Consider the following 22118-nt stretch of genomic DNA (forward strand, 5'->3'; position numbering starts at 1 on the left):
CAAAGGGGTAACGGCACCGGTGACGGACGCTGCGGGGCATGAAAGTTGCTGCCCGCAGGATAGGCAGACGAGGAACGTGCATGGCGAAGGCAGGAGGTTGGCTGGAGCACTGGCGGCGACGATGGTGGACTGGTGTCGGGGCGGGCGCGCCGCGACGGGCGGAGGTCGCCCTGTTGCAGGGGCTGCTGGATGAACCAGGAAGCTGGGCGCCGCTTGCGCGCCTGCTCGACGAATTGACGCTGGAGCATCCGGCTGCGCTGCCTTGCCTGCTGCTGGACGAGGCCGGACTGGTGGCGCCGCTGCAGCGCCCGGCTGATTTTTGCGCCGGCGCGGACTGCCCGCTGCGCCACCTTTCAACCCTGCAACCCGGGATGTGCGGGCCGTGCCGGGACCGCGGTGAACGGCGGCGCTTCTGGCCGTTGCAGGATGACAGCCAGGCCATCCTGGTGACTCGGGGGCGCGAGAGGCAGAGGCTGGCCGACTGGCTGCCGCTTCTGGAGGTCTGCGTTCACGGTGTAGCCCGCCAGCGTGCCCGGCAGCGGCTGCAACAGCACGGCCAGGACACACTGCTGGCCCGCGAGCTGCACGACTCGGTGGCGCAGCAGCTCGGCTTCCTGGCGTTCCAGGCGAATCGCCTGCAGGGTCAGCTGCGCCAGCCGCAAAAGGCCGAGCCGCTGCTCGACGAACTGCGCCATGGCCTGCAGGGATTGCAGCGCCAGGTTCGCGAGCTGATCGGCAATGCCCGGCTCAGCCTCGACGGCCGCAGCCTGCGTCAGTCATTGCTGGACTCGGTAGAGGAGTTCGGCCGGCGCAGCAACATCGTCTTCGAGCTGGACAATCGCCTGCCCGACGAACTGCTCGATGACGAGCAGGCCCTGCAGGTGTTGCAGATCGTCCGCGAGGCGCTGGCCAATATCGTCCGCCATTCCCATGCGCGCATCGCGCGTATCGATCTGCGCCTGCTGCGTGATGAGTTGCAGGTGGCGGTGGAGGACGATGGGATCGGCTTGCAGGGCGGCTCGGCCCACGGGCATTTCGGCCTTTCGATCATGCGCGAACGCGCCCTGGCCATCGGCGGCAGTCTGAGCGTGCAGAGCATCCAGCCGCGTGGAACGCAGGTCGCCCTGCGTCTGTGCGGCCTGACCATTACCCCGGAGGACAATGCCGATGCACAGCGCCACCTTGCTGCTGATCGATGACCATCCGCTGTTCCGCCGCGGCCTGGCCGAGCTTTTCGGTGAGTGCTGCGGCTTCACCGTGGTCGGCCAGGCCTCCAGCGGCCGCGAGGGCATCAACCTGGCCTGCCAGCTGAGCCCGGAGCTGATCCTCCTCGATCTGCACATGCCGGGCCTCGGTGGCCTGCAGGTGCTCGACGAGCTGCGCCAACTGGAACTGGACAGCCAGGTGATCGTGCTGACTGCCCAGGCCGACCGCACCGAACTGGTCGCCGCGCTGCGCCTGGGTGCCGAGGGCTACCTGCTCAAGGACACCGAGCCCGAGGCGCTGCTCGATTATGTTCGCGCCCGGGTTCGCGCCTGCAACCGGGGGACGGTGCAACTGGACGACAGCCTGATCGCGCTGCTGGCCGAGCCGACGCTGCCGGTGCCGGGCGCGGACGGCCTGACCGAGCGTGAGGGGCAGACCCTGGCGCTGATCGCCGATGGCCTGAGCAACAAGCTGATCGCCCGTGAGCTGGGCATCAGCGACGGCACGGTGAAGATCTACGTGAAGAACCTGCTGCGCAAGTTCAACCTGAACTCGCGCCTGGAGCTGGCGGCTTGTGTCCATCGCGGCAGCCGCCAGCCGTGAGCGGAGCAAACATGGACCCGCATCCGACAGAAATTGCCGATCTGACCGACCGCTATCCGATCGCATTGCTGCGACTCGACCGCCAGGGCCGAATCGTCCACGCCAATGCAGCCTGGATGCGGCAGATGGGGCGTCCCGGCGGCAGCCGGGAGCTGCTCGCCCAAGTGCACCGTGAGGACGCCGCGGCCTGGCGCGCGGCGCTGCGCCAGGCCGTCGAAGGGAAGGATCCGGTCAGTTGCTGCTTGCGCTTCATCGATCCGAATGGCCGCCTGCGCTGGTTCGACCTGCAGGTGAGCGCCGGACCCGGGGCCTTCTACCTGGCGCTCAACGACGCCACCAGCCGACGTCGCGCCGACGCCCGTATCGAGGCCAGCCAGCGCGGCGCGCTCAGCCTGCTCGATGGCTTGCCGGGGCTGATCTACCGAGGGCGCAACAACCGTCAGTGGACCATGGAGTTCGTCAGCGCGGGATGCCTGCAACTGACGGGCTACCCCGCCGCGTACCTCACCGACACGTACGAGCACAGCTACAGCACGCTGATCCTCGAGGAATACGCCGAATATGTCTGGTCCGGGGTACAGCAGGCGCTGCTGCGCCGGGAGCCCTACGAACTGGTGTATCGCATTCGCTGCGCCAATGGGACCATCAAGGATGTCTGGGAGAAAGGGGCGGGCATTTACGCCGAAACCGGCGAAGTACTGGGCATCGAAGGCGTCATCGTCGATGTGGCGGGTGGCAAGTTACCGACGGCGTGAAGCTGGCCGCCCAGCTGAGACGCAAATCCGCTTTTGCAGGGGCGATGCGCTCTGGATTGAGCAGTTGCTGCTGCAGTAGGTCTCTCCGGACCTCGAAATCGAGCCGTGCCGGAGGTCTGCTATCTGGCCGATTGCTGGCGCTGGCGAGAGGCAGCTACCGACCCATAGCGGACTTGGCGGTCGGGTAAGGCTGCTCAAGAGCACCAATCTAGGATTACTCCCTGAGTCCCTTGGCTTCTGACAAAACAACCCATACCGCACAGTGTCGCTGACCTACCATTTCAATCAGTCATTTCTCCTAAGATGGCAGCACGTTCCTTTCCAGAAACTCCAGAATGTTGGGCGCCTGGCCTGGGATGAAGTGATGGCCCGCTTCGATGAACCGGATTTCAGCCTTTGGAACTGTCCGCTGCAACCTGCTTTTCGTCTCTCGCGAGTCCAGCAACACATCGCGTCCGCCGATGATCGTCAGGATTGGCATGTCGAGTTCTTTCAGTTGAACGTCCGTTAGCTGTGGAATACGGATCAACCGAGGCTTGGCGGCCCGTCCCACGATTTCCATGAGTTGCACGAGTGGCTGCATTTCTTGGGACAAGACCCTAGGCGCTGGCCCGAAAATCAGTTCCCATATTCGCCGTTTGCCCCAAGAGCCAAACAGGAGAAGCGGCAAGATCGTCAGAAGAAGACTCTTCTGTCGGCCGATTCCAGAGGGACACATCAGTGCCAGCGAGCCAACAGTGGCCGGCCGTCTGCTGGCATAGTCGAGCGCTAACCATCCGCCGAGCGATGTACCAACGAGAGCGATGCGCTCGTGCCCTGACACCAAGCCCAGTCCCTGCAGCACATCGTCGAGCCACAGCGCATGGGCGTCGCTGGCAAGATCGGGGCGGACTCTTGCGCTGAGGCCCGCTTCGCCGATCATGTCGATTGCGAACAATCTGAACTTCGTAGACCACAACGCTACATCGGTTATCCATGCAGCCGAGTTAGCCATTGATCCGTGCAGCAGCACGACAGGGGGCGCGGTTTCCGGCCCGCAGACCACAACAAAGGTTGAGCCCTGACGAGTAGATATTTGCAACTCGGTCTTCGGAACCGGCCACTGATTCAAGACTCGTCGGTATTGTGCCTCAACCGCCGCGGCCGCTTCCGCGCTCCGATAAACAACGTCGTTCATTTGCGATTATCCATATGAAGCTGCAGCATCTCTAAGAGCTTTGCCGAGCTTGAAGGATCTCCAATGACTACGACCTTCATGCTCCGGGTCTGTGGATCGAATGCAGTTTGAAGTTGCAGTGGTGCTGCGCCGGCAGGCCTGGCCAAGGCGGCGGATTGGACGAAGGTAGCTAAGTGCGCTGCGTCGTCCACGGAGATATCAGAGATGTCAACGATGCATGTCGCCCGAAGCAATGCTGCCGCAGTGCCGGACTCGTCGCTTGCGACGCCAGCAAAGGCATCCAGTTCGGAGCGGACAATGCGGTAAGACTTTCCAACGCGAGTCGCTGGAAGGCGACCGTCGCGAATGTAGCGCAGCACTGTCTTGGGGTGCAGATTCAAATGCTCGGCGGCCTGCTCGACGGTAACAAGGCTGGCGTTCACTCTCTGGATACTCCCTATTATTACCATTCCTGTGTAATATTGGTAACTATATGGAGCAAATTCAGGTCTCGCAATATGAATCGCAGTCCCGAGAGCGTTGGTACCCAGGTAGATGCTGCAAAGAAGATGAAGGATCGACTGCGAGCCGATCTTCAGATTGCCATGCTGCTTAGGCGCGCCTTAGAGGCGAAGGTCATTCGGACGCTTATCGCGGCAATTGATAATGCTGAGGCACCGCCTGTCCAGACTGAGCATGCTGCGACAATCCAGCATCTTTTCCATGACGGATCGGCGGAAGTCGAGCGACTTCTACTGAGCGAGGCTGATGTGCGTCGGGTGCTGATGATGGACATTGCTGAACGGGAGCGCGCGGCGGAGGAACTAGGGCGTCTAGGCATCACGAAACGCGCCCAAGGTCTGCGCAAGGAGATTTTGCTGGCCAAGCGCTATCTAGCGTGATGAGCCATCCAATACTACGCCAGGTAGCATTAATGCTGAGTCGCCAAGTCTCTATCGACCTACAACGAACATCCTTCAGCTCTTCGAATCTGCTTGTACGACGAGCAACTTGCTTCCGTATCTCAGCACCATTCGCATGCCGACACGCAAGGCTAGGATGCATACCTATGCGACGCCAGCAACTTGAATGAGGCCTGGCGCTGCCAGGACATCCGTATCCAGATCGACGACCACGCCACCTATTCCATGACGTTTGATCAATCATGACTTTTCGACTCTCTCTATTTGCCCTCAGCGCAGCATTTTCCCAATACGCACTGTTCTGTATCCCTGCCCAGGCGGCAACTCTGTGCACTGTAGTGGCCGACGCCGACGATGGCAGAATCGTGTTCCAGCAGGGGGCGCAACAGGTTTGCGCCGCGCGCTACACGCCAGCCTCCACCTTCAAACTGCCCATCGCCCTGATGGGCGCCGACGCTGGTGTTCTGAAGGGCCCGCACGAGCCGGTCTGGCAGTACCAATCTGGCTATCCAGACTGGGGTGGCGACGCCTGGCGCCAGTCCACGGATCCTGAGCGATGGATCAAGTATTCAGTGGTTTGGTACTCACAGTTGATCGCCAAGAGCCTCGGGCAAGAGCGCTTCCAGCACTACACGTCCGCCTTTGGCTATGGGAACGAAGATGTCTCGGGCGAACCTGGAAAAAACAACGGTACTGACGGTGCTTGGATCATTTCGTCGCTGCGTATCTCTCCGGTGGAACAACTGGCCTTCCTGCGCAAGGTGGTCAACCGGAAATTGCCCGTCAAAGCTGCGGCATACGACCTGGTCGAGAATCTGTTCGAGGTTAGTGAGGCCGGTGGCTGGCGTCTTTATGGGAAGACCGGCACAGGCTCCCCTGGCAACAACGGCGTTTATACGCCGGCCAACGCATACGGGTGGTTCGTCGGCTGGGCACGTAGGGATGGTCGCCAACTAGTGTTCGCCAGCCTAGTTCAGGACGCGTCGGCCACCAAACCCAATGCTGGCCTGCGTGCTCGGGACGACTTGATCCGCGAATGGCACACCATGGTCGGTGGGCCCCACTAATGACCAGATGCCGACCCAAAGCGGACGCCCGCTCAATGGGCGCTTCGATAAATGATCCAGGTAATGAACGCTACGAATGGAGCGAATAGAACGAAGCCGCCGACCACGACTGCCCAGCCCCAGGCGAAGCCGCTTTCTCCCCTGAACCGGCCACCGCTCAGAAAGCGTAATACGCGGACACCGATGCGGTGCGCCAGATAGCTGAGTATGAAGTCTTCGAGGAAGTCCATCTGATATCTAGGTGCGCGATTTCCAAGTGGGCGAATGGAGTAAAGCTTAGCTTTGAGGTGATCGGAGGCGGCCGTCCTCTTCTGGCCGGGTGTAGCCGTTACCGAGTCAGTGGGGGGCTTGCAGCAGTGAACCTGGCAAAGCGTGGGACGCTCACCATCCATAGTCATCCATGATGTTCTTGAACTGATTTGCCAGCTTCACTCGATATTCCGACTCGTGGGTACTGGACCAAGCCCCACCATAGGTGTCGCTCACGGAGCGGCAGAAATCGGCGCGGAACCGTTCCCAATGGTCTTTCGCCGATGCAAGCCGGCTGGCCGAGTCTTTTTTTGGCTCCTGTTCAGCTTCTTTCATGAGTTGTTTGTATCTCTTATCCATATCCTCATTGGACTTTTTCCAGGCTGGATAGCTTTCGTTGGCGTAATCAACCATGGCCGGTTCTGCTGTCGAGTAAAGAGGTAGCGTGGCGACCAAGAGCAGCGGTATCCGGCGAACCCTGCCGAGATAGTGGTGGCAGTCGAGAAGCGACTAGCGAGAGCGCGTGGTGCAGGCATCTTTGTTCATCCTTGAGCGGCGGGCCTGGCATTGAGCATAGATGAGAGTCCGCTACTGGCCGTTTTCTGCCCTAATTGAGCTTTAGGCCCTCTTCAGTCAGACGAACAGCCCTAACCAGAACGATGCAAGAACCAGAAGCTGGCCGGCGGTCACGTACTTCCCATAAGCAGCACCGCCGCTCCACCAAGAGAGCAGGCACTTGCTGAGGGTGTTACCGCTCAGTGCCGTCAGGGCTGCGGGGGCGAGTTGAGTGATGGACATTTGACCTGATGCGACCAGCGATGCAATCGAGGCGATGGCGGCGTGGGCGTCGCCCAGTCCGCTGACGAAGGCTATGGCAATGACCCCCTTGTCGCCCGCCAGGTGCAGCAGTGCGGAGGACAACAGCGAAATGCCGGTCAGTACCACCGTAATGACCAACGCGCCCTTGAGGTTGAAGACCCGTTTGTTGGAACGGGCGGGCTGGTCGGTGCTCGAGGCTCGCCAAGGGGCGATCAATCCTAATCCGAAGGCAGCGGCCGACGTCCCACCAAGCAACATCGATGGCCAGACCAGCGTCAGGAACCGTGCATCGATGGCGATCAGTACCAGCGCGAACTGAACGATGGTCGCCAAGTTGGATAGCACCGCCGCCGCAGCGTACTCCCTGTGCGAATTGCCCGCCGCCTTGGCCTGCCGGCCAATCACTGCGATGGTTGCAGCGCCGGAGGCGAATCCGGAGGCGATCGCTCCTAGCGCGATACCGTAACGCGCACTGGTCATGCGCAACGCTATGTGCCCGAGGGCCTCCACCCCCATCAACAACAGGGTGAGTGTGCAGATGGTGCGGGGATTGAGGGCCTCGAAGGGGCCAATGAATCGATTTGGCGTCAGCGGCAGTACAACCAGTGCGACCGTCAGCAGGATCAAGCCATCGCGGACTTCCGTTTCGCTCAACTGCTGCAGCACGAAGCGGTGAAGCTCGTCGCGCAAGGCCAGCAGGATGGTCATCACCACCCCGACGGCCGCTGCCAGCTCGGGTTGCGTGGCACTGAGTGCCCCCAGCAAGAGCACGAGCAGCATGGCGATTTCCCCGGTGATACCGGTTCCCCAGGGCTGGTCGTGATAGGAAACACACAACAGCAGGCAAAGCGCGATGCCCATGACGCCCACCAGTACTGGGCCAAGCAATGCCATGCTGGTGAATCCCAGCAGGGCCGCGGCCGCGAAGCTTCTCAGGCCATGTGTGGCGCCGCTCCTGCCTTGGCCTTTCCTGCGCTCGCGCACCAGGCCCACCAGCATGCCAATGCCCAGGGCCACCGCACCATGCGTGAAACTCAGCGGGTCGAGCATCTTCGTTGACCGCGTGGCATCGTCGAGTCTTCCTACAGAACTGCGTAGCGACTACTCGGCGCGCCCTCGTGCCGACGGGGAATGGGTGATGCGCGTCATGATTGTTCCGTGCTGTCAGGTGGCCGCCTGGGATGGCCGGTTGTGTCAGCACTGACGGCCAGTAGACCACCTGACATGCGGTACAGCAGGCGCTCGGTGGTACTGCCCAGGATGCGGTCCAGCCCCAGCCGGCTCTGCATGCCCATGACCACGACATCGATCCGATGGTCGTCCATGAAGTTGGCAATGCCCTGGGTGGCAGGGCCGAGGACGAAATGGCGGTGTTCCATGGGAACGTGCCAGCGGTCGGCCAGATGGTTGAAGGTGCGGTAGAGCGAGATGCGGACCTGCTCGGCATAGCTGGAGTCCCAGCTGCTGCTCAGCGTGGCCGAGTCGTAGTCGATGGCGCTCGGCAGGTCGCAGGCGTGGAGAAAATGCAGTTCTGCGCCGCACAGGCTTGCCAGATTGCGCGCGGCTTCGATGATCCCTTCATTCAGCCCGCTAGCTAGCAGCTCCGGTCTGGCGACATCCAGTGCGGCGGCCACCTTCAGCGGCAGCGGATTGATTGCTTCTGCCACTAGATGCAATGGAACCTGGCAGGCTCTGAGCAGGCGATAGTCCAGCGGTGTGACAAAGACCCTGCGTAATGCCGCCTCGTGATGAACGTTCTTGATCACCAAGTCCGCCTTTAGCGTCGCCACGCGATCAAGAATCTCCCGGCAGGGCTCGGCGCTCCAGAGGGTTTCGCAGGTGACATCCATCCCGGTGCTGCGTAGCTCGTGCGCGTCACGCTCGACGTCGACGCGGCATTGCTCAAGCAGTTCGTCGCGCAGATGATCGGAAAGAAACGGCATGCCCAGGCGTGGTTCGAGGAACATGCCGATATGCAACGCGGCATGACTTCTACGGGCAATCGCCAAGGCTCTTCGATAGGCGGCCGATTGCCGCCAGTGAGGGGCGGCGATGAAGAACACTTTATGATACTGGTCCATGGTCTTCGCCTCTGGCGCGGCCCACTTCAAGTGCAGGCTGGAACGGGGTGCGTTGCGTGACTTTGATGCCCATCAAAATCTGCGATTGCCACTCCATCCTCGATGTCTTGTCATGCCCCCACTGCGAGTACGCTGCCGGGAATCTGGTCGAGGACATGCTCCGTGGTGCTGCCAATCAATCGCTCTACGCCGGTGCGGTGCACTCGGCCCATCACGACCACATCCATCTCGTGCTCCTGGGCGAAGCGTGAAACTCCGCGCAGTGGCGTCCCCATCAGAAAGTGGCGTCGCTCCTGCGGCACGCCATGATCGTCCGCCAGGTGGACGAAGGCCTGGTGCAGGGAGGCGCGCATGTCCTCCACCAGGTCGACCCAGGCCACCGCGCCTTCCGCACGGTTGGCCATGTAGGCGGGCATGCAGTCATAGATGTACAGCAGGTGCAGTTGTGCGTTGCATTGCAGCGCCAGGCCATTGGCCGCCGCAATGATGCGATCGTTGATACCGTTGATCAGGGTTCGTGGATCTGCCGGGTCGACCGCCGCAACGATGCGCCGGGGCAGGGGATGCTGCGCGCTGTGCACCAGGTGCAGCGGTTGCTGGCACTCGCGTAACAGGAACCAGTCCAGCGGAGTAACGAAGGAGCGCTTGAAAGCAGACTCATGCTGGATGTCCTTGATCACCAGGTCCGGCTGCAGTTCGCCGATGGCCTGTAGCAGATCGGTACGCAGATCGGTCGTCCACAGGACGGACGAGGTCATCTCCACGCCCACGCCGCGACCACGTTGTAAACGGCATTCGTTTTCCCAACGCTCGCGCTGGGCTATCAGCATGTTCTCGCGCGCATCGTTCTGTACGTGCCTGGCCAGCAGACTGAAGGTGGCGAACGGCTCCACGCAGGCAATGACATGCAGGCTGGCCCCGCATTGCCCTGCCAGGGCGGTGGCACGCTGCAAAGCCGGGGTATCGTGACGGTCGGGATGGGCGATCAGCAGCAGTTTCTGGATCTGGCTCATGGTGCACCTCGCAAGCATGAACGGGCAGGATCGAGCGGCGGAGACCAGCACCGTCGCTGCGCAGCCCCACCCTGAATGGGGTGGTATCGCCCTGGTTCTCATGCCGTCAGGGAGAGGGCGCTCCCGGCGGGAGCGCCAACGCATCACTTGGCGGTCTTGACCGGAATGATCTTCTCCGGATGCACTGCTTCTGCCCGCTTGGGCAACTGAACCTGCAATACGCCCTTGCTGAAGCGTGCCTGGATCTTCTCGGGGTCCACTTCGCGGGGGAGGCGGAACACTCGCTCGAAACTTCCGTAGCGGCGTTCCGAGAGGTGGTATTCCTTGCGGGTTTCGTTCTTCTCTTCCTTCTTCTCGCCCTTGATGATCAGGCTGCCGTTGGCCAGCTTGACCTCGATGTCCTTCTCGTCCATGCCGGGCAACTCGGCGTTGATTCGGAACTCATCCGCCTGCTCGCTGACGTCCACTGCGGGTAGGCCATGGGAGAAAGGTTCGCGGCGCCAGAACTGGTCGGCATCGAACGGACTGTGGCTGAAGGGGAGCCATAGCGGCGCGCGGCCGAAGTCGTCGAAGAGGCTGTCGATCTGGCGGCGCAGACTATCGAAAGGACGCCACGGGTGGAACGGGTTGGCGGGCGACTCCGAAGGCTTTGTCGGTTGTTGGGGAACGGTGCTGACAAGTACTTTTTTAGCGGGCTCGGACATGATGAATTCCTCCGCAGGAAAAAGGATCGCCTCACTGGCGAGGCCGTTCGATTCTGCGACCCTGATACCGTCCGACTTTGATGCCGATCAAATGCCGCTCCGGCGATCACATTGATTTTCCCGGACGTAACTTGATGGCGATCAAGGTGATTGGCCTGCGGCTTCTTAGCCTGAGTCAAAGCCGGCGTACCCTGCCGGCGGTTGCCGTGGAGGCGCGGCATGGAATGGCAGACGATTGGCCGCGCGCGGGTGCTGGAGGAGCTGTCCATCTCGGACTCGACGCAATGCCTGCGTGTGAAGCTGGACGATGACGAAACACAGTCGATCATTCCTGGCCAGTACTGCTGGCTGGATGATCGTGTACAAGCTGCCAGGGCCTTCAACTACGTCAGTCTGCCGGGGCGTGATCGTCTCTGCATCCTGGCGGCCAGCCGGCGCGGAGTTCCGCTGTGCACGGATGGCCCGTTGCTTTATCGCGGCCCACTGGGGGTGGGCTGGCCGTTGCCGTTTGGCGTTTCCCGCCTGCTGGTTTTTGCCTGCAATGCTGGAATCCTGGCCGTGGCAGCCGCCATCGACGAGTTCGCCTGCTGGTTGCCCTGGGTACAACTGGTGCTGGTTGAGGACGCATCCAGCCAGGCGTGCCTGCCCGACGATTGCCGCCGCTGGCTGCATTCGCTGGGGTTGCTGACCTCGCCAGTCGAGGATTGCCCTCTGGAGCGGTTGAGAGCGCAGCTGAGCCGGCAGTTGCCCGACCTGGTCTACTGCTCCGCGCCTGCGCCGCTGGCGCTGAAGGCCGCCCGTCTTTGTCTATGGCATGGCGTCCCGGCGTATCGAATCTGGGTACGGGCCGAGTGCGTGCTGCCGGGAGCGGGAAGCACGTCCCTGTCAGCTGCAGACGGCCCGGTACTGCGCTTCGATCGCTTGAGCGGACGCATTTGATCGGCATCAAAGTACGACATCCTGGGCAAGCACAGGCTCATAGCGACACGTCCAACCGCCATGCGCCGGAGGCCTCATGAACGCCTATGCTCGCCTGCTGCTGATCTGCGACCCTGATCTCCACTATTCCCCGGCGCTGGCCCGCGCTCAGGCACTGGCGGGCGCCTTCGATGCGCGCCTGCACATCGTAGTGTTGGGAAGCCTGCCAACTGGTCTGTCGGTGCTCGATTACAACGCCCGGCAGAGAGTTCGCGAAGAGATCCAGGAGCGTCAGCGCATCTGGCTCGACGATCAGTTGGAGCTGTTGCGTGGTCATGGGATCGATGCCAGCGCCGAGGCCGTCTGGAGTGACGACCCACTGGAGGACATCATTGCGTTGGTCCGGCGGCATCACATCGATCTGCTGCTCAAGGACACGCGCTATGAGCCCGCGCTGAGCCGTGTGCTGACTCATCCGCTGGATTGGCAGCTTCTGCGCCAGTCGCCTGTGCCGCTCCACCTGGTCAGCCAGGCCACTCATCCTCTGCCGCGCAAGGTGGTCGCCGCCATTGATCTCTCCCAGGATGATCCGGAGGTCGACCAGTTGAACCAGCGTATCGTCGAAATGGCACAACAGTTCGCAGGTCAATGCGATGCCGAGCTTCACTTGCTGCAGGCTTACGACGTCAGCGCCGGCTTCCTGGCCTATGCCGCCGGACCGGTGGCCTGGACGCCTGAGGTCGCGGAGCTGGCCGCGGGACGCTCGCGCCAGCAGATGGAGCGCATCGGTAGCCAGTTCAATGTGGGGCGGCTATGCCAGCATTTCGTAAAAGGCAGCGCCACGCGGGTGATCGCCGAGTTCGCTGAGCAACAGCACATGGATGTCGTCGTCATGGGCACGCTCTATCACGCCGGGCTGGCGAAAGTCATCGGCAGTACCACGGAGCAGGCGCTGTACCGGGTGAACTCCGGCATCCTGGCTGTTCGACCCTGAGGCTGGATCATGAAAGTGCTGGCGTTTCTCGTCGCGCTGTTCACCGTCTGGGCGATTGCTTGCGTCGCCTGGATTGCGTTGCGCTATACGCCTGCCGGTGGCGACAGTCAGTACGTGTTTCTCTGGGATCGCTGGGAAAACCGAGTGTGTCTGGTATCGATCGGCGAACCGTCCCACATCATCTGCGACCTTCGCTCGCTCTGGGTCGAATCCCCAGCAAAGGGCGGGCCCATGGCTCAGCGTCCATGACAGCGGCCCGGTGAGCAGGCTCAGCCGGCGCGCCGGCGTTCAGGGTCCGAGCGTTGCACCTGGGGCCATGCATGTGGCGCCGTAAGGCGCTGATGCAGTTGCTCCAGATAGTCTCGGGCCTGACGCTCATTGGCAAAAGGCACCCAGTATTGATCGAGTTGGACGTAGCAGCGGCCGTCGCTGGTGCAGAGAAGTTGCGTGCGCATTGTTGCCTCCCCGCCTCACGGCGCCGGCTGCAGTTGCAGGGTGTGAATGGTCTGGGTGGAATCCATTGGGTCCTGGCGGCTGGTGAAGCCCAGGAAGTGCGCCAGTTCGTGCATCGCGCTGTTGGCTGCTGCGTCTACCGAATACATCTGCTGTAGCCCTTGCTGCCTGGCCGTTTCGATCAGATGGCGCATCAGCGCCACGGCCAGCCCGCGATGACGCCAGGCATCCGCCACGGTGACCGCACATTCGCACTGGTGGGAATCGGCGCAACGTGCGTACCGGCTGATGCCGATTTCTACCAGTTCCCCATCCTGGTGCGTCAGGGCCACGTAGGCGACGCTATCCTTGAAATCCACCGCCATCAATTGGTTCAGAAACGAGGGGCTGACTTCTTTCATGGTGCAGAGAAAACGGAAGTGACGCGCTTCGGGCGACAAGTGCGCGATGAAATCCGCTTCACGCTGGCGATCCTCCGGCCGCAACGGGCGGATCAGTACGTGGGTTCCATCCGGTAAGGCCTCGACCCAGTGTTCATCGAGACCATCGTCTTTGGCTTGGGAGTGGCTGGACATGAAAACCTCCTGGCGCAGTGCCGATATGCGGGTAAGCCGCTGACTCACTTGTACGCCGCGAAGGTTGGGTGAATTTGATCGTGATCAAATGGCGGTAATCTCATCGCCTCCGGCTGCCAACCGGCCGCCGCAGAGGGCTCGTCAACCTTTCACCGGCTTCAGCGGTGGGACGTGTTTTCTCTCCTTTCTGGAAGTTGTCAGCCGTTCCAGCAGCGCCGCCAAAACCGTCTGCACCTCGTGCTGGGCTTCCGTCCTGGCTGAGAGCCACCCGTTGATCAGTGGACGAAGCGACTGGTCCTTGTCGCCGCTGGTGCACCACAGGCTCAGGTCATGTTCATTGCCCAGAATTGACTGGGCGCGCTTGAGGTCGTTCATCAGTGCATCGTCTGGCCTGACCCAGTTGGCATAGCTCTCGCACAGGTAGCGCACGCGCTTGATGCGCAGACGAATGGCGTGCCAGTCGTGGGGACTATCGTGGGATTTTTCCAGCACCTCGCGAAGCTGCACCAGATCGCGCTTCGCCCGTCGCCTGACGAGCTTGCGAATGTTCTTGAGATCGCTGCCGGAGCGGATCTTGCGAAACGCGGCGGGCCAACGCTCCAGCTCACCGAGCACTCGTTTGGCAATTGGCTTGCGCAAACACAGCCGAACGTTCTGTTCCACATGCGCCCGGCGTCTGCTGGCTTCTGCCTGCCAGCCCAGTCGCTCCAATTCCTGAGCTAGTACCTGGGCATCCCGTAAGTCACTGGTGCTCGTCAGCAGTGCCGCGGCGGCCTGATCCAGGACCGCCAGCTCCGGCCACTGGCGCAGTGGACGCAGCAGACTGCGCACACCTCGCAGCGTGATGCGCAGGTCGTGCAGCGCCTCACCGTCACTGGCGCTCTCGATGCATTGTGCGGTGTACAGATAATCCACTTGCAACCCGATGAGCCGGGCAATCAGAAAGTCGGTGCTGCTGGCTGGCATACGGGATGGTGCTAGGGGGAACGCTCTGTCTGGGCGCATGGTGACCTCCGGCGGCGCCAGCACCAACTGGCACGCTCGGAGCAGCCTCCGCCGGGGAAGGCCGCGGCGCTTTGATGCGAATCAAACAGGCGTTCTGGCGGCTGAAGAGGGCAACTCCAGGCGGGCAGACTCAGCGATTTTCGCTTGCGGCACCTTGCTCCTCGATCCCGCTCAATCGGCAAAGCTCTTGGTGGTTGAGCAAATGCACCTCCCGACCCTCGCATGCGATCAGGCCCGTCTGCACGAAGCGAGTGAACAACCGGCTGATGGTTTCCAGGGTCAGATCGAGGTAATTGCCGATATCACCACGCGTCATGCACAGCGTGAAACGGTCCTGGCACAGTCCGCGCTGCTGGTAGCGCGCCGACAGGCTCAGCAGAAACTGGGCCAGCCGCTGCTCGGCACGCTCGCGGTTGCAGCGAATGTGTTCGTGCTCGCCGTGGATACCCTGACTGAGGATATGCAGTAATTGGTGGCGCAGCCCGGGAATGCGTCCGGAGAGGTCCTCCAATTGCTCCAGGTCGATGGCGCATACCAGCGAAGTCTCCAGAGCCACCGCGAACCCTCGGAAGGACGGCGCCCCAATTGCATCCAGCCCAATCATTTCGCCGGGCAGGACAAAGCCGGTCACCTGCTGATCACCATTGGACTCAAGCAGGTAGGTCTTCAGCGCTCCCGAACGCAAGGCGAATACCTGCCGCATCGGTTCGCCGGCTCGAAATAGGTACTCCCCTTTGTGCAGCGGCCGGTTGCGGCGAACTATGCGGTCCAGCTCCGCAACCTCACCTTCGGTCAGGCTGGCGGGAAGGCAAAGGCGGCTCAGCGAACAGGCAAGGCAACTGACCTGGAAGAGCTGGGATGGGCGTTGACTGTCAGTCATCACGTAAGCCCCGGCATACGGGCGTTCTAGCCATTCTAGCCGTTTCGCTTCGTGACCACGCAGCCTTCGACAAACGGAGGTGGTTTGGCTTCAGAATAGTGTCGGTAGTGAAGGTGAACTGCCTAGGCAGAAGCCGCTACAGCGAGACTGCCCGATTCCGATCCGTAGCGGACATCAGCGCTCAGGAGGCAGGAATGACCCTCAACGTTGCGCGAAGTCCACCGGAGGGGAGATTGCTCAACTGTACGCTGCCTCCAAGCCGCTCCATGATCATCGCCACAATGGACAGGCCCAGTCCGGCGCCGTTCTCAGAACCTTTGCTGTAGAAGCGTTCGAAGACACGCTCCAGGTCTTCCTGGTCGATGCCAGGCCCCTGATCTTCCACGTTCAGTACGATGGCGTTGCCTTCACGGTGTAGCGTGACGTTGACTCGACCGCCAGCTGGTGAGTGATTTACTGCGTTTGCGACCAGGTTCTGCAGAGCAATGCCCAAAGCGCCTGCATCACTTTGAAGCTGATAGTCGCCCTCGGTGATTTCCAGAGACGGTTCCTGGCCTTGATCCAAAATCCAGGGTGTCATCTCCGCCAATGTCTCCGTCGCCACTGCAGCGACATCGACCGTCACCCAGTTGCGTTGCCCGAGTCGCGGCTCGATTCTCGCCATGGTCAGTAGCTGGTTTACCACTCGACTGAGACGATCCACACCACCAACCAGAAACTCCAAGGCTTTATCTCGCTCGACATCGCTCCTGGCCTCAAGCGCGTTCTGCGCATGCAGCCGAAGGATTGCCAGGGGCGTACGCATCTCATGGGCGGCGTCGGCGATAAATCGATGTTCACGGCGCAGCAGCTCATCAATCTGCCCCAGCAGCCGGTTGAGCGCCGCCTGCATGGGTTCGAGCTCTCGAGGTAGGGGTACCAGCTGCAGTGGCTCCAGTGACTCTGCATGCCGCGCTCGGATGACGCGTGCCATGTTCTGCAACGGTTGCAGCCCCCAGCCGATGGCCAGCCATACCAGCAACGCTAACGCGAGGCTACCGATCAGGAAGGGAAATAAGGTGTGGCGGACTATGCGGCCGATCAGATCGTTGCGCACATCGTTGCGCTCACCGACCCAGATCACCAACTGGCGCTCTGGCACGGGAAGCACGAAGCTGCGCCATTGCTGCTCCCCCACCATGATGTTGGAAAAGCCGGGCTCGGTCAGCGGACGAGTGAAGCTTGGGGCGCTGACCGTATGTACCAGGACTTCACCGTTGATGCGCCACACCTGGAAGGCGAGTTTGCTCTCGTAGGGGTGACCGATGCGATGCTTGCCCGCCTGACTCAATGCTTCATTGAATGCCAGGTACAACGCATGGCGATCCTTGTCGTCTAGCGGCATGCTCATGACGCCTTGCAGGAGGCGCGCGTTCTGCGCCAGATGGGCGTCGTAGATCTCGTCGATCTCGTGACTGCTGTCGTGATAGTTGTAGAGCGCAAGCAGGCTGGTACCGACCAGCAATAGCAGCATTACTCGCCAGAGCGTGCGTTGGCGCAACGAACTCATGCTTTGCCTTCCACCAGGTAGCCAATGCCGCGAACGGTGCGGATCAGATCGTTGAAGAGTTTCTTGCGCAGGTGATAGACATTCACTTCCAGCGTGTTGCTCTCGGGCTCTTCATCCCAGCCGTAAAGGAGCTGAGTGAGCCGCTCGCGGGTGAAGACCTTGCCGGGTTGGGACAGCAGTTCATGGAGCAACCGGTACTCTTTCGGGGTCAGCACGACTGGATGCCCCTGGTAGCTGACTTGCCGAGTGGCCGGGTCGAGTGTCACCCCGGCATGCTCGATCAGCACCTTGGCGCGACCGGCGCTGCGACGCAGTAGCGCACGCAGGCGAGCTTTCAGCTCGTTGAGGTCGAACGGTTTGACCAGGTAGTCGTCGGCGCCGGCATCGAGACCGGCGATGCGATCATCGGTCGCGTCACGGGCTGTCAGGATCAGCACGGGCACCGCATCGCCCCCAGCACGCAACCGACGCAGCACCTCGATGCCATCCAGGCGCGGAAGTCCCAGATCCAGCACGACCAGATCGAAGGTCTCCTGCTGCAAGGCGTGCAATGCACTCACCCCGTCCTGCAGCCAGTCGATGGTGTAACCCTCCTGGCGCAATCCGTTGCAGATACCTTCCCCCAGAGCGGGATCGTCTTCGACTACCAGCAACCGCATGCTCAGTCCTGCTTGTCCTTGATCGTCTTGAGTAAAGCATCGATTTCGCCGCGTCGGCCCTGGTCGGCCAGCTCACGGCCGGGCCGTGGCTGCGCCTGCAGTGCTTTCTGCAAAGCCGCACGCGCTTCGACGTAATGCCCTTGGCGATAGAGATGGTCACCCCAGAAGTAATTGCTGTCGATGCCTTCCGGATTCAACTGCAGCGCCTTGCGCAGCAGCTTATCTGCCTTGTCCGAGTCACCGAATCCGATGGGCCAGCCAGGCACTCGGTCATACAGTGCGCCGAGGCTGGTGTAAGCCGACCCCTGCAGAGCGTTTGGGTCGAGAGCCAGGGCCTTCTCCAGGCTGGCCCGGGCAGCCTTGACCTTACCAAGCGCACCAAGCCCGCCCGTGGCACCGGCCCAACTGCTAGTCACGATTCCATTCCAGATCCAAGCTTCCGCAGCCTGGGGCTGCTCGCGGGTAAAGGTCTCCGCGTCGCCCGCCAGCTTTTCGAAAGCGGCTGCGCGTTGCGCCTCAGGCATCTGGTACTGGATTTGCGCCCAACGTTGCTGGATCGCGCTGAGGTGCTGGTTGCCAGTCTGATCGAGCGCCCAGGTCAGTGGGGAGAAGGCAATGAGGCTGGCGAGTATCAGGCGTTTCATTTGCTGTGCTCCTTGGCGTTGGCATCGCTGTAACGGCGGATCAGTGGGAGCTGCTTGCGCAACGCGCGGTCAACCACGCCGGGCAGCATGCCGTTGAGGCGCACGAAGAGTTTTTCAGGCCATCCCAGGTACAGCTCGTTGCGTTGCTGTTGCACCCCATCAAGCACTGCCCGCGCGACATCGACCGGATCATCCATCCCTACTTTCAGCGCTTGGTTGAGCGCGGTGGCGGCTGAAGTGTTCATCGATGTACGGGTGGCACGTGGTGCCGCGTAGAGTACGTCGACCGTGGTATCAGCCAATTCGCGTCGAAGCGCCTCGGAGAATCCGCGCAAGGCGAACTTACTGGCGCTATAGGTCGCGTAGCCGGGATAGCCGATGGAGCCGTAGATGGAGCCGACGTTGGCCACCAACGCATGAGGCTGCTCGCGCAACAATGGCAGCAGCAGGCGGGTCAGCTGCAGGGGGGCCTTGATGTTGAGATCCAGCAGGTCGTCCAGCGTGTCTTCGTCGATCTGCTCAAGCAGGGCGAAGCGGTTCACACCTGCGGCATTGATCAGCACGTTCACACCGCCCATGGCCCAGGCAGCGGTGGCTACCTCCTGCCGGCCACTCCTGGTACGAAGGTCGGCAGAGTGCCAGCGCAACTGATGGGGATAGCGGTTCATGAGCACCGCCAGACCGCCAAGGTGTCGGCTGATGGCCAGCACTCGGGCGCCGCCAGCACACAGCTGGCTGGCCAGTTCCAGGCCAATGCCGCCGCTGGCACCGGTCAATACCACCACCGACTCACGCAAGCGCATGCTGCACCTCTGGCTGGTGGGCTCGCGGCAGGCCTCGGAACATCTCGGTGTACAGCTGGTAGACGACCTTGGCGGAATGAATCACCGCCTCTTGATCTTCCGGACGATCCAGGCGGTTCATCAGCTCGCGATAGGTTGCCATGTGATCCTGGTCGAGCGCGCCGTGGGAGCTCAGGTAGCTGAATGCCGTCGGCGGTAGACCAAGTCCTTGCTGGATGCTGCCGGCGGCCTGGGTAGCGAGGGCGATACTGGTACCTTCGAGGACGTTGACCATGCCGAACAGGCCGACAGGATTGTCGCGGGCGATCAAGTCGTAGAGGAAGGCCACCATCAGCTCGATCGGCAGGCTGGGGCTGCTGTTACGCACCTGCTCCGCGTCGCCACCGCAGGCTGCGATGTCATTGAGAATCCACTGCTCGTGGCCGTACTCCTCCTCGATGTATTCGCAGACTGCACCGCGCAACCATTCAAGTCGGCTAGGCAGACGAGCGCCGCACGCCATCATCAGTGGCACAGTATGGCGAACGTGGTGATAGGCCTGAGTGAGGAAGGCGATGTAACCCTCCAGGCTGACAACGCCACCCAGGGCATCACGAATGACAGGGACGCTGAAAAGTGCCTGGCGTTCCTGAGTGGTGGCTGATTGGAGAGTATCGAAGAAGTTCATGGCAGACCTCAGGGTTGCGAGAGTTCAGTGATGAGGGGCTGGTGGCGACGGAGGATTTCCTGGCGGCGCGGTCGGCCGTTACTGGTAAGGGTTCCGTCAGCACCGCTAAAGGGGCTGGGGAGGCGTCTCCAGGCATGAACCCGTGCGTAATCGGGTAAGCCGGCGTTGCATTGCTGCACGGCCTGTTCGATGACTTCGTCGCTGATGCCAGGGTCGATGGGCCAGAGCAATGCGAAGTTGCGCGGCAGCCCCTCGCCGTGAACGAAGGCCTGGAGGATTACACCTGTCTGGGAAAGCTCGGCCTCGATCCACTCAGGATTCACGTTGCGACCGAAGCTGGTGATGAACTGGTTTTTTTTGCGGCCAGCCAGGTAGAGGAATCCAGCAGCGTCGAAATGGCCGAGATCGCCGGTTGGCCACCATTCCCCGTCGAAAGAAGGTTCGCCCAAGTAGCCCAGCAGGGTAGAACCGCGAACCAGCACTTCCCCGTCATCAGCGATACGCACCTGGACGTGCGGCAGAGGGCGGCCCACGCTGCCTGGATGCTGATTACCAGGGCGGTTCAGGCAAACCACGGAGGCGCATTCGGAGAGCCCGTAGCCTTCGAAGACCGGAAGCCCCACTGCTTCGGCGCGCTCCAGCAAGCTGCTCGCGACTTTGGCACCACCTACTGCGACGAATCGCAGGGGGCCGACTTTCATCATGCCGCGTTCGATGGCGGTGACCAGGCCAAGCAGGAGTTGCGGTACCAGAATCAGGCTCTCGGCGCCGCTGAGTGCAATGGTGCCGAGGAAGCGTTTCCAGTCGACCTGACTGGCGCCACCGATACCCATCTGCGCTTGCGGATAGAGCGTGATGCTGGCTCCCGCCAGCAGCGCTGCATAAATACCGAGATTCTCCAGCAAGACGGCCAGCGGAAGCACTGCGAGGTACTTCGTGGGCTCGGTGGGACGGCTCGCCGCTTCGAGCTCCTGTGCGACGCACAGCAGTGAAGAGGCGCTCAGGCATACGCCCTTGGGCGACCCGGTGCTACCGGAGGTATAGGTGATCTTGGCAGTGCCTGCCGGTAGATCGGCGTCAACAACGGCCGGCCGCTCCCAGAAGCGCTCGCCTGGTGTGAAACCGGCTGCTCGCAGATCTTCTGCGAAGGAGTCGTTGGCGACGGCCAGTGTCGCCTGGGTCTGAATCAAGCAATGCAGGCGCTGTGCGGCACTGAAAAAGGGCGGGAGGATGACGCAGGGGCGCTCAGCGAAGAGTGCGGCCAGATCCCAGAAGAGCGCTTCGGGGCCGTTCTCCAATGCGAGGGCAAACGGCCCTGTGGGTTGCTCTCGCAGCCAGGCTTCGCGACGTTCAACCTCAGCCAGTAGCTGGGCATAGGTGACGTTGCCCGTGATTCCGCGTACAGCCACTTTCGACGCATGCTCCGTGGCGTGCGCCTGCAGCACCTCACGAAAGGCATTCAGTTCATGCGGCATGGCCGGCCTCCTGCAGCAGCATCGGGAAACCCATGCGCTTGTACACCCCCGCGCGCTCCAGCTCTTCATGGCCGTAACCGATGTTTCCTGCGTAGACCAGAGGATGCTGTGCGTAATAGCTGCCCCAGCTGGCCAGTTCGCCATTCAGACGACGCGGATCTGCTTCGGCGATGACGGTTGGTTCCAATCCTAATCGGTGGAAGCTGTTGACCAGGGTGGAGGCGCCGGTAAAGGCGACCCACTGCAGGTCGCGCGCAGCCAGCAGCCAGGTCACGGCAGTGATGATTACGCGCGCACTGCCTGCACTCAGGGCAGCAAGGTTGCCTACTTCGACCAACTGCTCACGCCCGACGGCACGACCTGCAAGCCGCGACACAACGCCCTCCAGCGGCTCGTCCAGGTAGTGCTCAAGAAACAGCGGCCCGTGACTGGCCGGACGAATGCCTGCGGCTGCGATCAAGCGCCCGTGGCTGTCCTGCAGCCCGATCAGCTCCGGCAGATAGTGGTGGACGTCAGCGTGGTGGATGGACTCGAAGCGCGCGTGAATGAAGGTTTCAAGCTCCTCGCGGTCGGAGTCGCCCTCGCGGCGCAAGGTCAGTCGAGCTTGTCGCTCGGCGACGGAGCCAAAGTGGAATGGAAACAGGCTGCTCCATTCGTGCTGGGTCATGGTGATCCCCCCAGGGGTCGTTCGATGAGGGGAGTATCAGCGGCGAATCTGAAAGTAGTCTGAAGTCGCTGAGAGTCAGCGGCGGTGGAAGCGAAATATCCGACATGAGTGTTTTAAGAGCATCTCCGGCCAAGTGGACTACCCCCATTTCAATAGACATTTCCCGGCCTCATAACGAGGCGCTTTCAAAGGCCTCGGGACTGACACCGCCCAAGTGGCTGTGACGGCGGGTTCGGTTGTAGAAGACCTCGAT

The 22118-nt window shown here is 61.7% G+C and carries 26 protein-coding genes; 8 read left to right on the plus strand and 18 right to left on the minus strand.

What is annotated here, in order from left to right; all coding sequences use genetic code 11:
* Positions 1-80 precede the first annotated feature (80 nt).
* The 3 genes from GJV37_RS07830 to GJV37_RS07840 are packed head-to-tail and all read left to right on the plus strand — an operon-like array spanning position 81 to position 2564.
* The gene (locus tag GJV37_RS07830; protein WP_193452289.1) at positions 81-1199 is read left to right on the plus strand and encodes a sensor histidine kinase; all 1119 of its coding nucleotides are present in this window, start codon (positions 81-83) and stop codon (positions 1197-1199) included.
* Entirely contained in the window at positions 1168-1809 is a 642-nt protein-coding gene (locus GJV37_RS07835; protein ID WP_126860224.1) for a response regulator, read from the plus strand. The genes GJV37_RS07830 and GJV37_RS07835 overlap by 32 nt, the downstream gene beginning before the upstream one ends.
* An 11-nt stretch (positions 1810-1820) precedes the next feature.
* On the plus strand, positions 1821-2564 hold the full coding sequence (locus GJV37_RS07840; protein WP_170858501.1) for a PAS domain-containing protein: 744 nt from the start codon (positions 1821-1823) through the stop codon (positions 2562-2564).
* Positions 2565-2862: 298 nt separating this feature from the next.
* On the opposite strand, the gene GJV37_RS07845 is transcribed toward GJV37_RS07840, so the two are convergent.
* Both GJV37_RS07845 and GJV37_RS07850 read right to left on the minus strand, forming a co-directional pair.
* The gene (locus GJV37_RS07845) at positions 2863-3741 is read right to left on the minus strand and encodes an alpha/beta fold hydrolase (protein WP_193452290.1); all 879 of its coding nucleotides are present in this window, start codon (positions 3739-3741) and stop codon (positions 2863-2865) included.
* A complete protein-coding gene (locus tag GJV37_RS07850; protein WP_138526783.1) occupies positions 3738-4163 on the minus strand; it encodes a helix-turn-helix domain-containing protein in 426 nt (141 codons plus the stop codon). The genes GJV37_RS07845 and GJV37_RS07850 overlap by 4 nt, the downstream gene beginning before the upstream one ends.
* 75 nt (positions 4164-4238) lie before the next feature.
* On the opposite strand from GJV37_RS07850, the gene GJV37_RS07855 reads away from it, so the two are divergent.
* Positions 4239-4622, plus strand: a complete 384-nt coding sequence (locus GJV37_RS07855) for a hypothetical protein (protein ID WP_193452291.1) — start codon at positions 4239-4241, stop codon at positions 4620-4622.
* Between the two features lie 263 nt (positions 4623-4885).
* Positions 4886-5710 (plus strand): class D beta-lactamase, encoded by an 825-nt coding sequence (gene blaOXA, locus GJV37_RS07860; protein ID WP_193452292.1) that lies wholly within the window; start codon positions 4886-4888, stop codon positions 5708-5710.
* 32 nt (positions 5711-5742) lie between these two features.
* Here blaOXA and GJV37_RS07865 read toward each other — a convergent pair whose 3' ends face one another.
* The 6 genes from GJV37_RS07865 to GJV37_RS07890 all read right to left on the minus strand — a co-directional run bounded on the left by GJV37_RS07865 (position 5743) and on the right by GJV37_RS07890 (position 10576).
* Positions 5743-5940 (minus strand): hypothetical protein, encoded by a 198-nt coding sequence (locus GJV37_RS07865; protein WP_138526780.1) that lies wholly within the window; start codon positions 5938-5940, stop codon positions 5743-5745.
* Positions 5941-6091: 151 nt separating this feature from the next.
* On the minus strand, positions 6092-6373 hold the full coding sequence (locus tag GJV37_RS07870; protein ID WP_193452293.1) for a lysozyme inhibitor LprI family protein: 282 nt from the start codon (positions 6371-6373) through the stop codon (positions 6092-6094).
* Positions 6374-6592: 219 nt separating this feature from the next.
* Positions 6593-7828, minus strand: coding sequence for an MgtC/SapB family protein (locus tag GJV37_RS07875; protein ID WP_084357244.1), 1236 nt, complete (start codon positions 7826-7828; stop codon positions 6593-6595).
* Positions 7829-7923: 95 nt separating this feature from the next.
* Positions 7924-8859 carry a universal stress protein gene (locus tag GJV37_RS07880; RefSeq protein WP_170859377.1) on the minus strand — a complete coding sequence of 312 codons (936 nt, stop codon included), beginning with the start codon at positions 8857-8859 and terminating at the stop codon, positions 7924-7926.
* A 110-nt stretch (positions 8860-8969) separates the two neighbouring features.
* Complete coding sequence (locus GJV37_RS07885; RefSeq protein WP_193452294.1) at positions 8970-9872, minus strand: universal stress protein; 903 nt, start codon at positions 9870-9872, stop codon at positions 8970-8972.
* A 143-nt stretch (positions 9873-10015) separates the two neighbouring features.
* Positions 10016-10576, minus strand: a complete 561-nt coding sequence (locus GJV37_RS07890; RefSeq protein WP_193452295.1) for an Hsp20/alpha crystallin family protein — start codon at positions 10574-10576, stop codon at positions 10016-10018.
* Between the two features lie 219 nt (positions 10577-10795).
* On the opposite strand from GJV37_RS07890, the gene GJV37_RS07895 reads away from it, so the two are divergent.
* The 3 genes from GJV37_RS07895 to GJV37_RS07905 all read left to right on the plus strand — a co-directional run bounded on the left by GJV37_RS07895 (position 10796) and on the right by GJV37_RS07905 (position 12737).
* Positions 10796-11515, plus strand: coding sequence for a hypothetical protein (locus GJV37_RS07895; protein WP_193452296.1), 720 nt, complete (start codon positions 10796-10798; stop codon positions 11513-11515).
* 76 nt (positions 11516-11591) lie between these two features.
* Positions 11592-12488, plus strand: coding sequence for a universal stress protein (locus GJV37_RS07900; protein ID WP_193452297.1), 897 nt, complete (start codon positions 11592-11594; stop codon positions 12486-12488).
* Positions 12489-12497: 9 nt separating this feature from the next.
* On the plus strand, positions 12498-12737 hold the full coding sequence (locus GJV37_RS07905; protein WP_024767061.1) for a hypothetical protein: 240 nt from the start codon (positions 12498-12500) through the stop codon (positions 12735-12737).
* 221 nt (positions 12738-12958) lie between these two features.
* Here GJV37_RS07905 and GJV37_RS07910 read toward each other — a convergent pair whose 3' ends face one another.
* The 10 genes from GJV37_RS07910 to GJV37_RS07955 all read right to left on the minus strand — a co-directional run bounded on the left by GJV37_RS07910 (position 12959) and on the right by GJV37_RS07955 (position 21865).
* A complete protein-coding gene (locus GJV37_RS07910) occupies positions 12959-13516 on the minus strand; it encodes a GNAT family N-acetyltransferase (protein ID WP_170859379.1) in 558 nt (185 codons plus the stop codon).
* Between the two features lie 141 nt (positions 13517-13657).
* On the minus strand, positions 13658-14482 hold the full coding sequence (locus tag GJV37_RS07915; protein WP_170859380.1) for a CHAD domain-containing protein: 825 nt from the start codon (positions 14480-14482) through the stop codon (positions 13658-13660).
* A gap of 169 nt (positions 14483-14651) precedes the next feature.
* Positions 14652-15401 carry a fumarate/nitrate reduction transcriptional regulator Fnr gene (gene fnr, locus GJV37_RS07920; RefSeq protein ID WP_024767064.1) on the minus strand — a complete coding sequence of 250 codons (750 nt, stop codon included), beginning with the start codon at positions 15399-15401 and terminating at the stop codon, positions 14652-14654.
* A gap of 181 nt (positions 15402-15582) precedes the next feature.
* Positions 15583-16950: a sensor histidine kinase gene (locus GJV37_RS07925; RefSeq protein ID WP_170859381.1), complete on the minus strand. Its 1368-nt coding sequence runs from the start codon at positions 16948-16950 to the stop codon at positions 15583-15585.
* Positions 16947-17609, minus strand: coding sequence for a response regulator (locus tag GJV37_RS07930; protein ID WP_024767066.1), 663 nt, complete (start codon positions 17607-17609; stop codon positions 16947-16949). The genes GJV37_RS07925 and GJV37_RS07930 overlap by 4 nt, the downstream gene beginning before the upstream one ends.
* A 2-nt stretch (positions 17610-17611) precedes the next feature.
* Positions 17612-18253, minus strand: a complete 642-nt coding sequence (locus GJV37_RS07935; protein WP_193452298.1) for a tetratricopeptide repeat protein — start codon at positions 18251-18253, stop codon at positions 17612-17614.
* Positions 18250-19056: an SDR family oxidoreductase gene (locus GJV37_RS07940; RefSeq protein WP_170859383.1), complete on the minus strand. Its 807-nt coding sequence runs from the start codon at positions 19054-19056 to the stop codon at positions 18250-18252. The genes GJV37_RS07935 and GJV37_RS07940 overlap by 4 nt, the downstream gene beginning before the upstream one ends.
* Complete coding sequence (locus GJV37_RS07945) at positions 19043-19723, minus strand: iron-containing redox enzyme family protein (protein WP_170859384.1); 681 nt, start codon at positions 19721-19723, stop codon at positions 19043-19045. Before GJV37_RS07945 ends, GJV37_RS07940 begins: the two co-directional genes overlap by 14 nt.
* 8 nt (positions 19724-19731) lie before the next feature.
* Positions 19732-21198: an AMP-binding protein gene (locus tag GJV37_RS07950; RefSeq protein ID WP_170859385.1), complete on the minus strand. Its 1467-nt coding sequence runs from the start codon at positions 21196-21198 to the stop codon at positions 19732-19734.
* Positions 21188-21865 carry a thermostable hemolysin gene (locus GJV37_RS07955; protein ID WP_084357235.1) on the minus strand — a complete coding sequence of 226 codons (678 nt, stop codon included), beginning with the start codon at positions 21863-21865 and terminating at the stop codon, positions 21188-21190. The genes GJV37_RS07950 and GJV37_RS07955 overlap by 11 nt, the downstream gene beginning before the upstream one ends.
* Positions 21866-22118: the final 253 nt, after the last annotated feature.

The sequence above is a fragment of the Pseudomonas nitroreducens genome, assembly GCF_010994165.1.
Lineage (GTDB): Bacteria > Pseudomonadota > Gammaproteobacteria > Pseudomonadales > Pseudomonadaceae > Pseudomonas > Pseudomonas nitroreducens.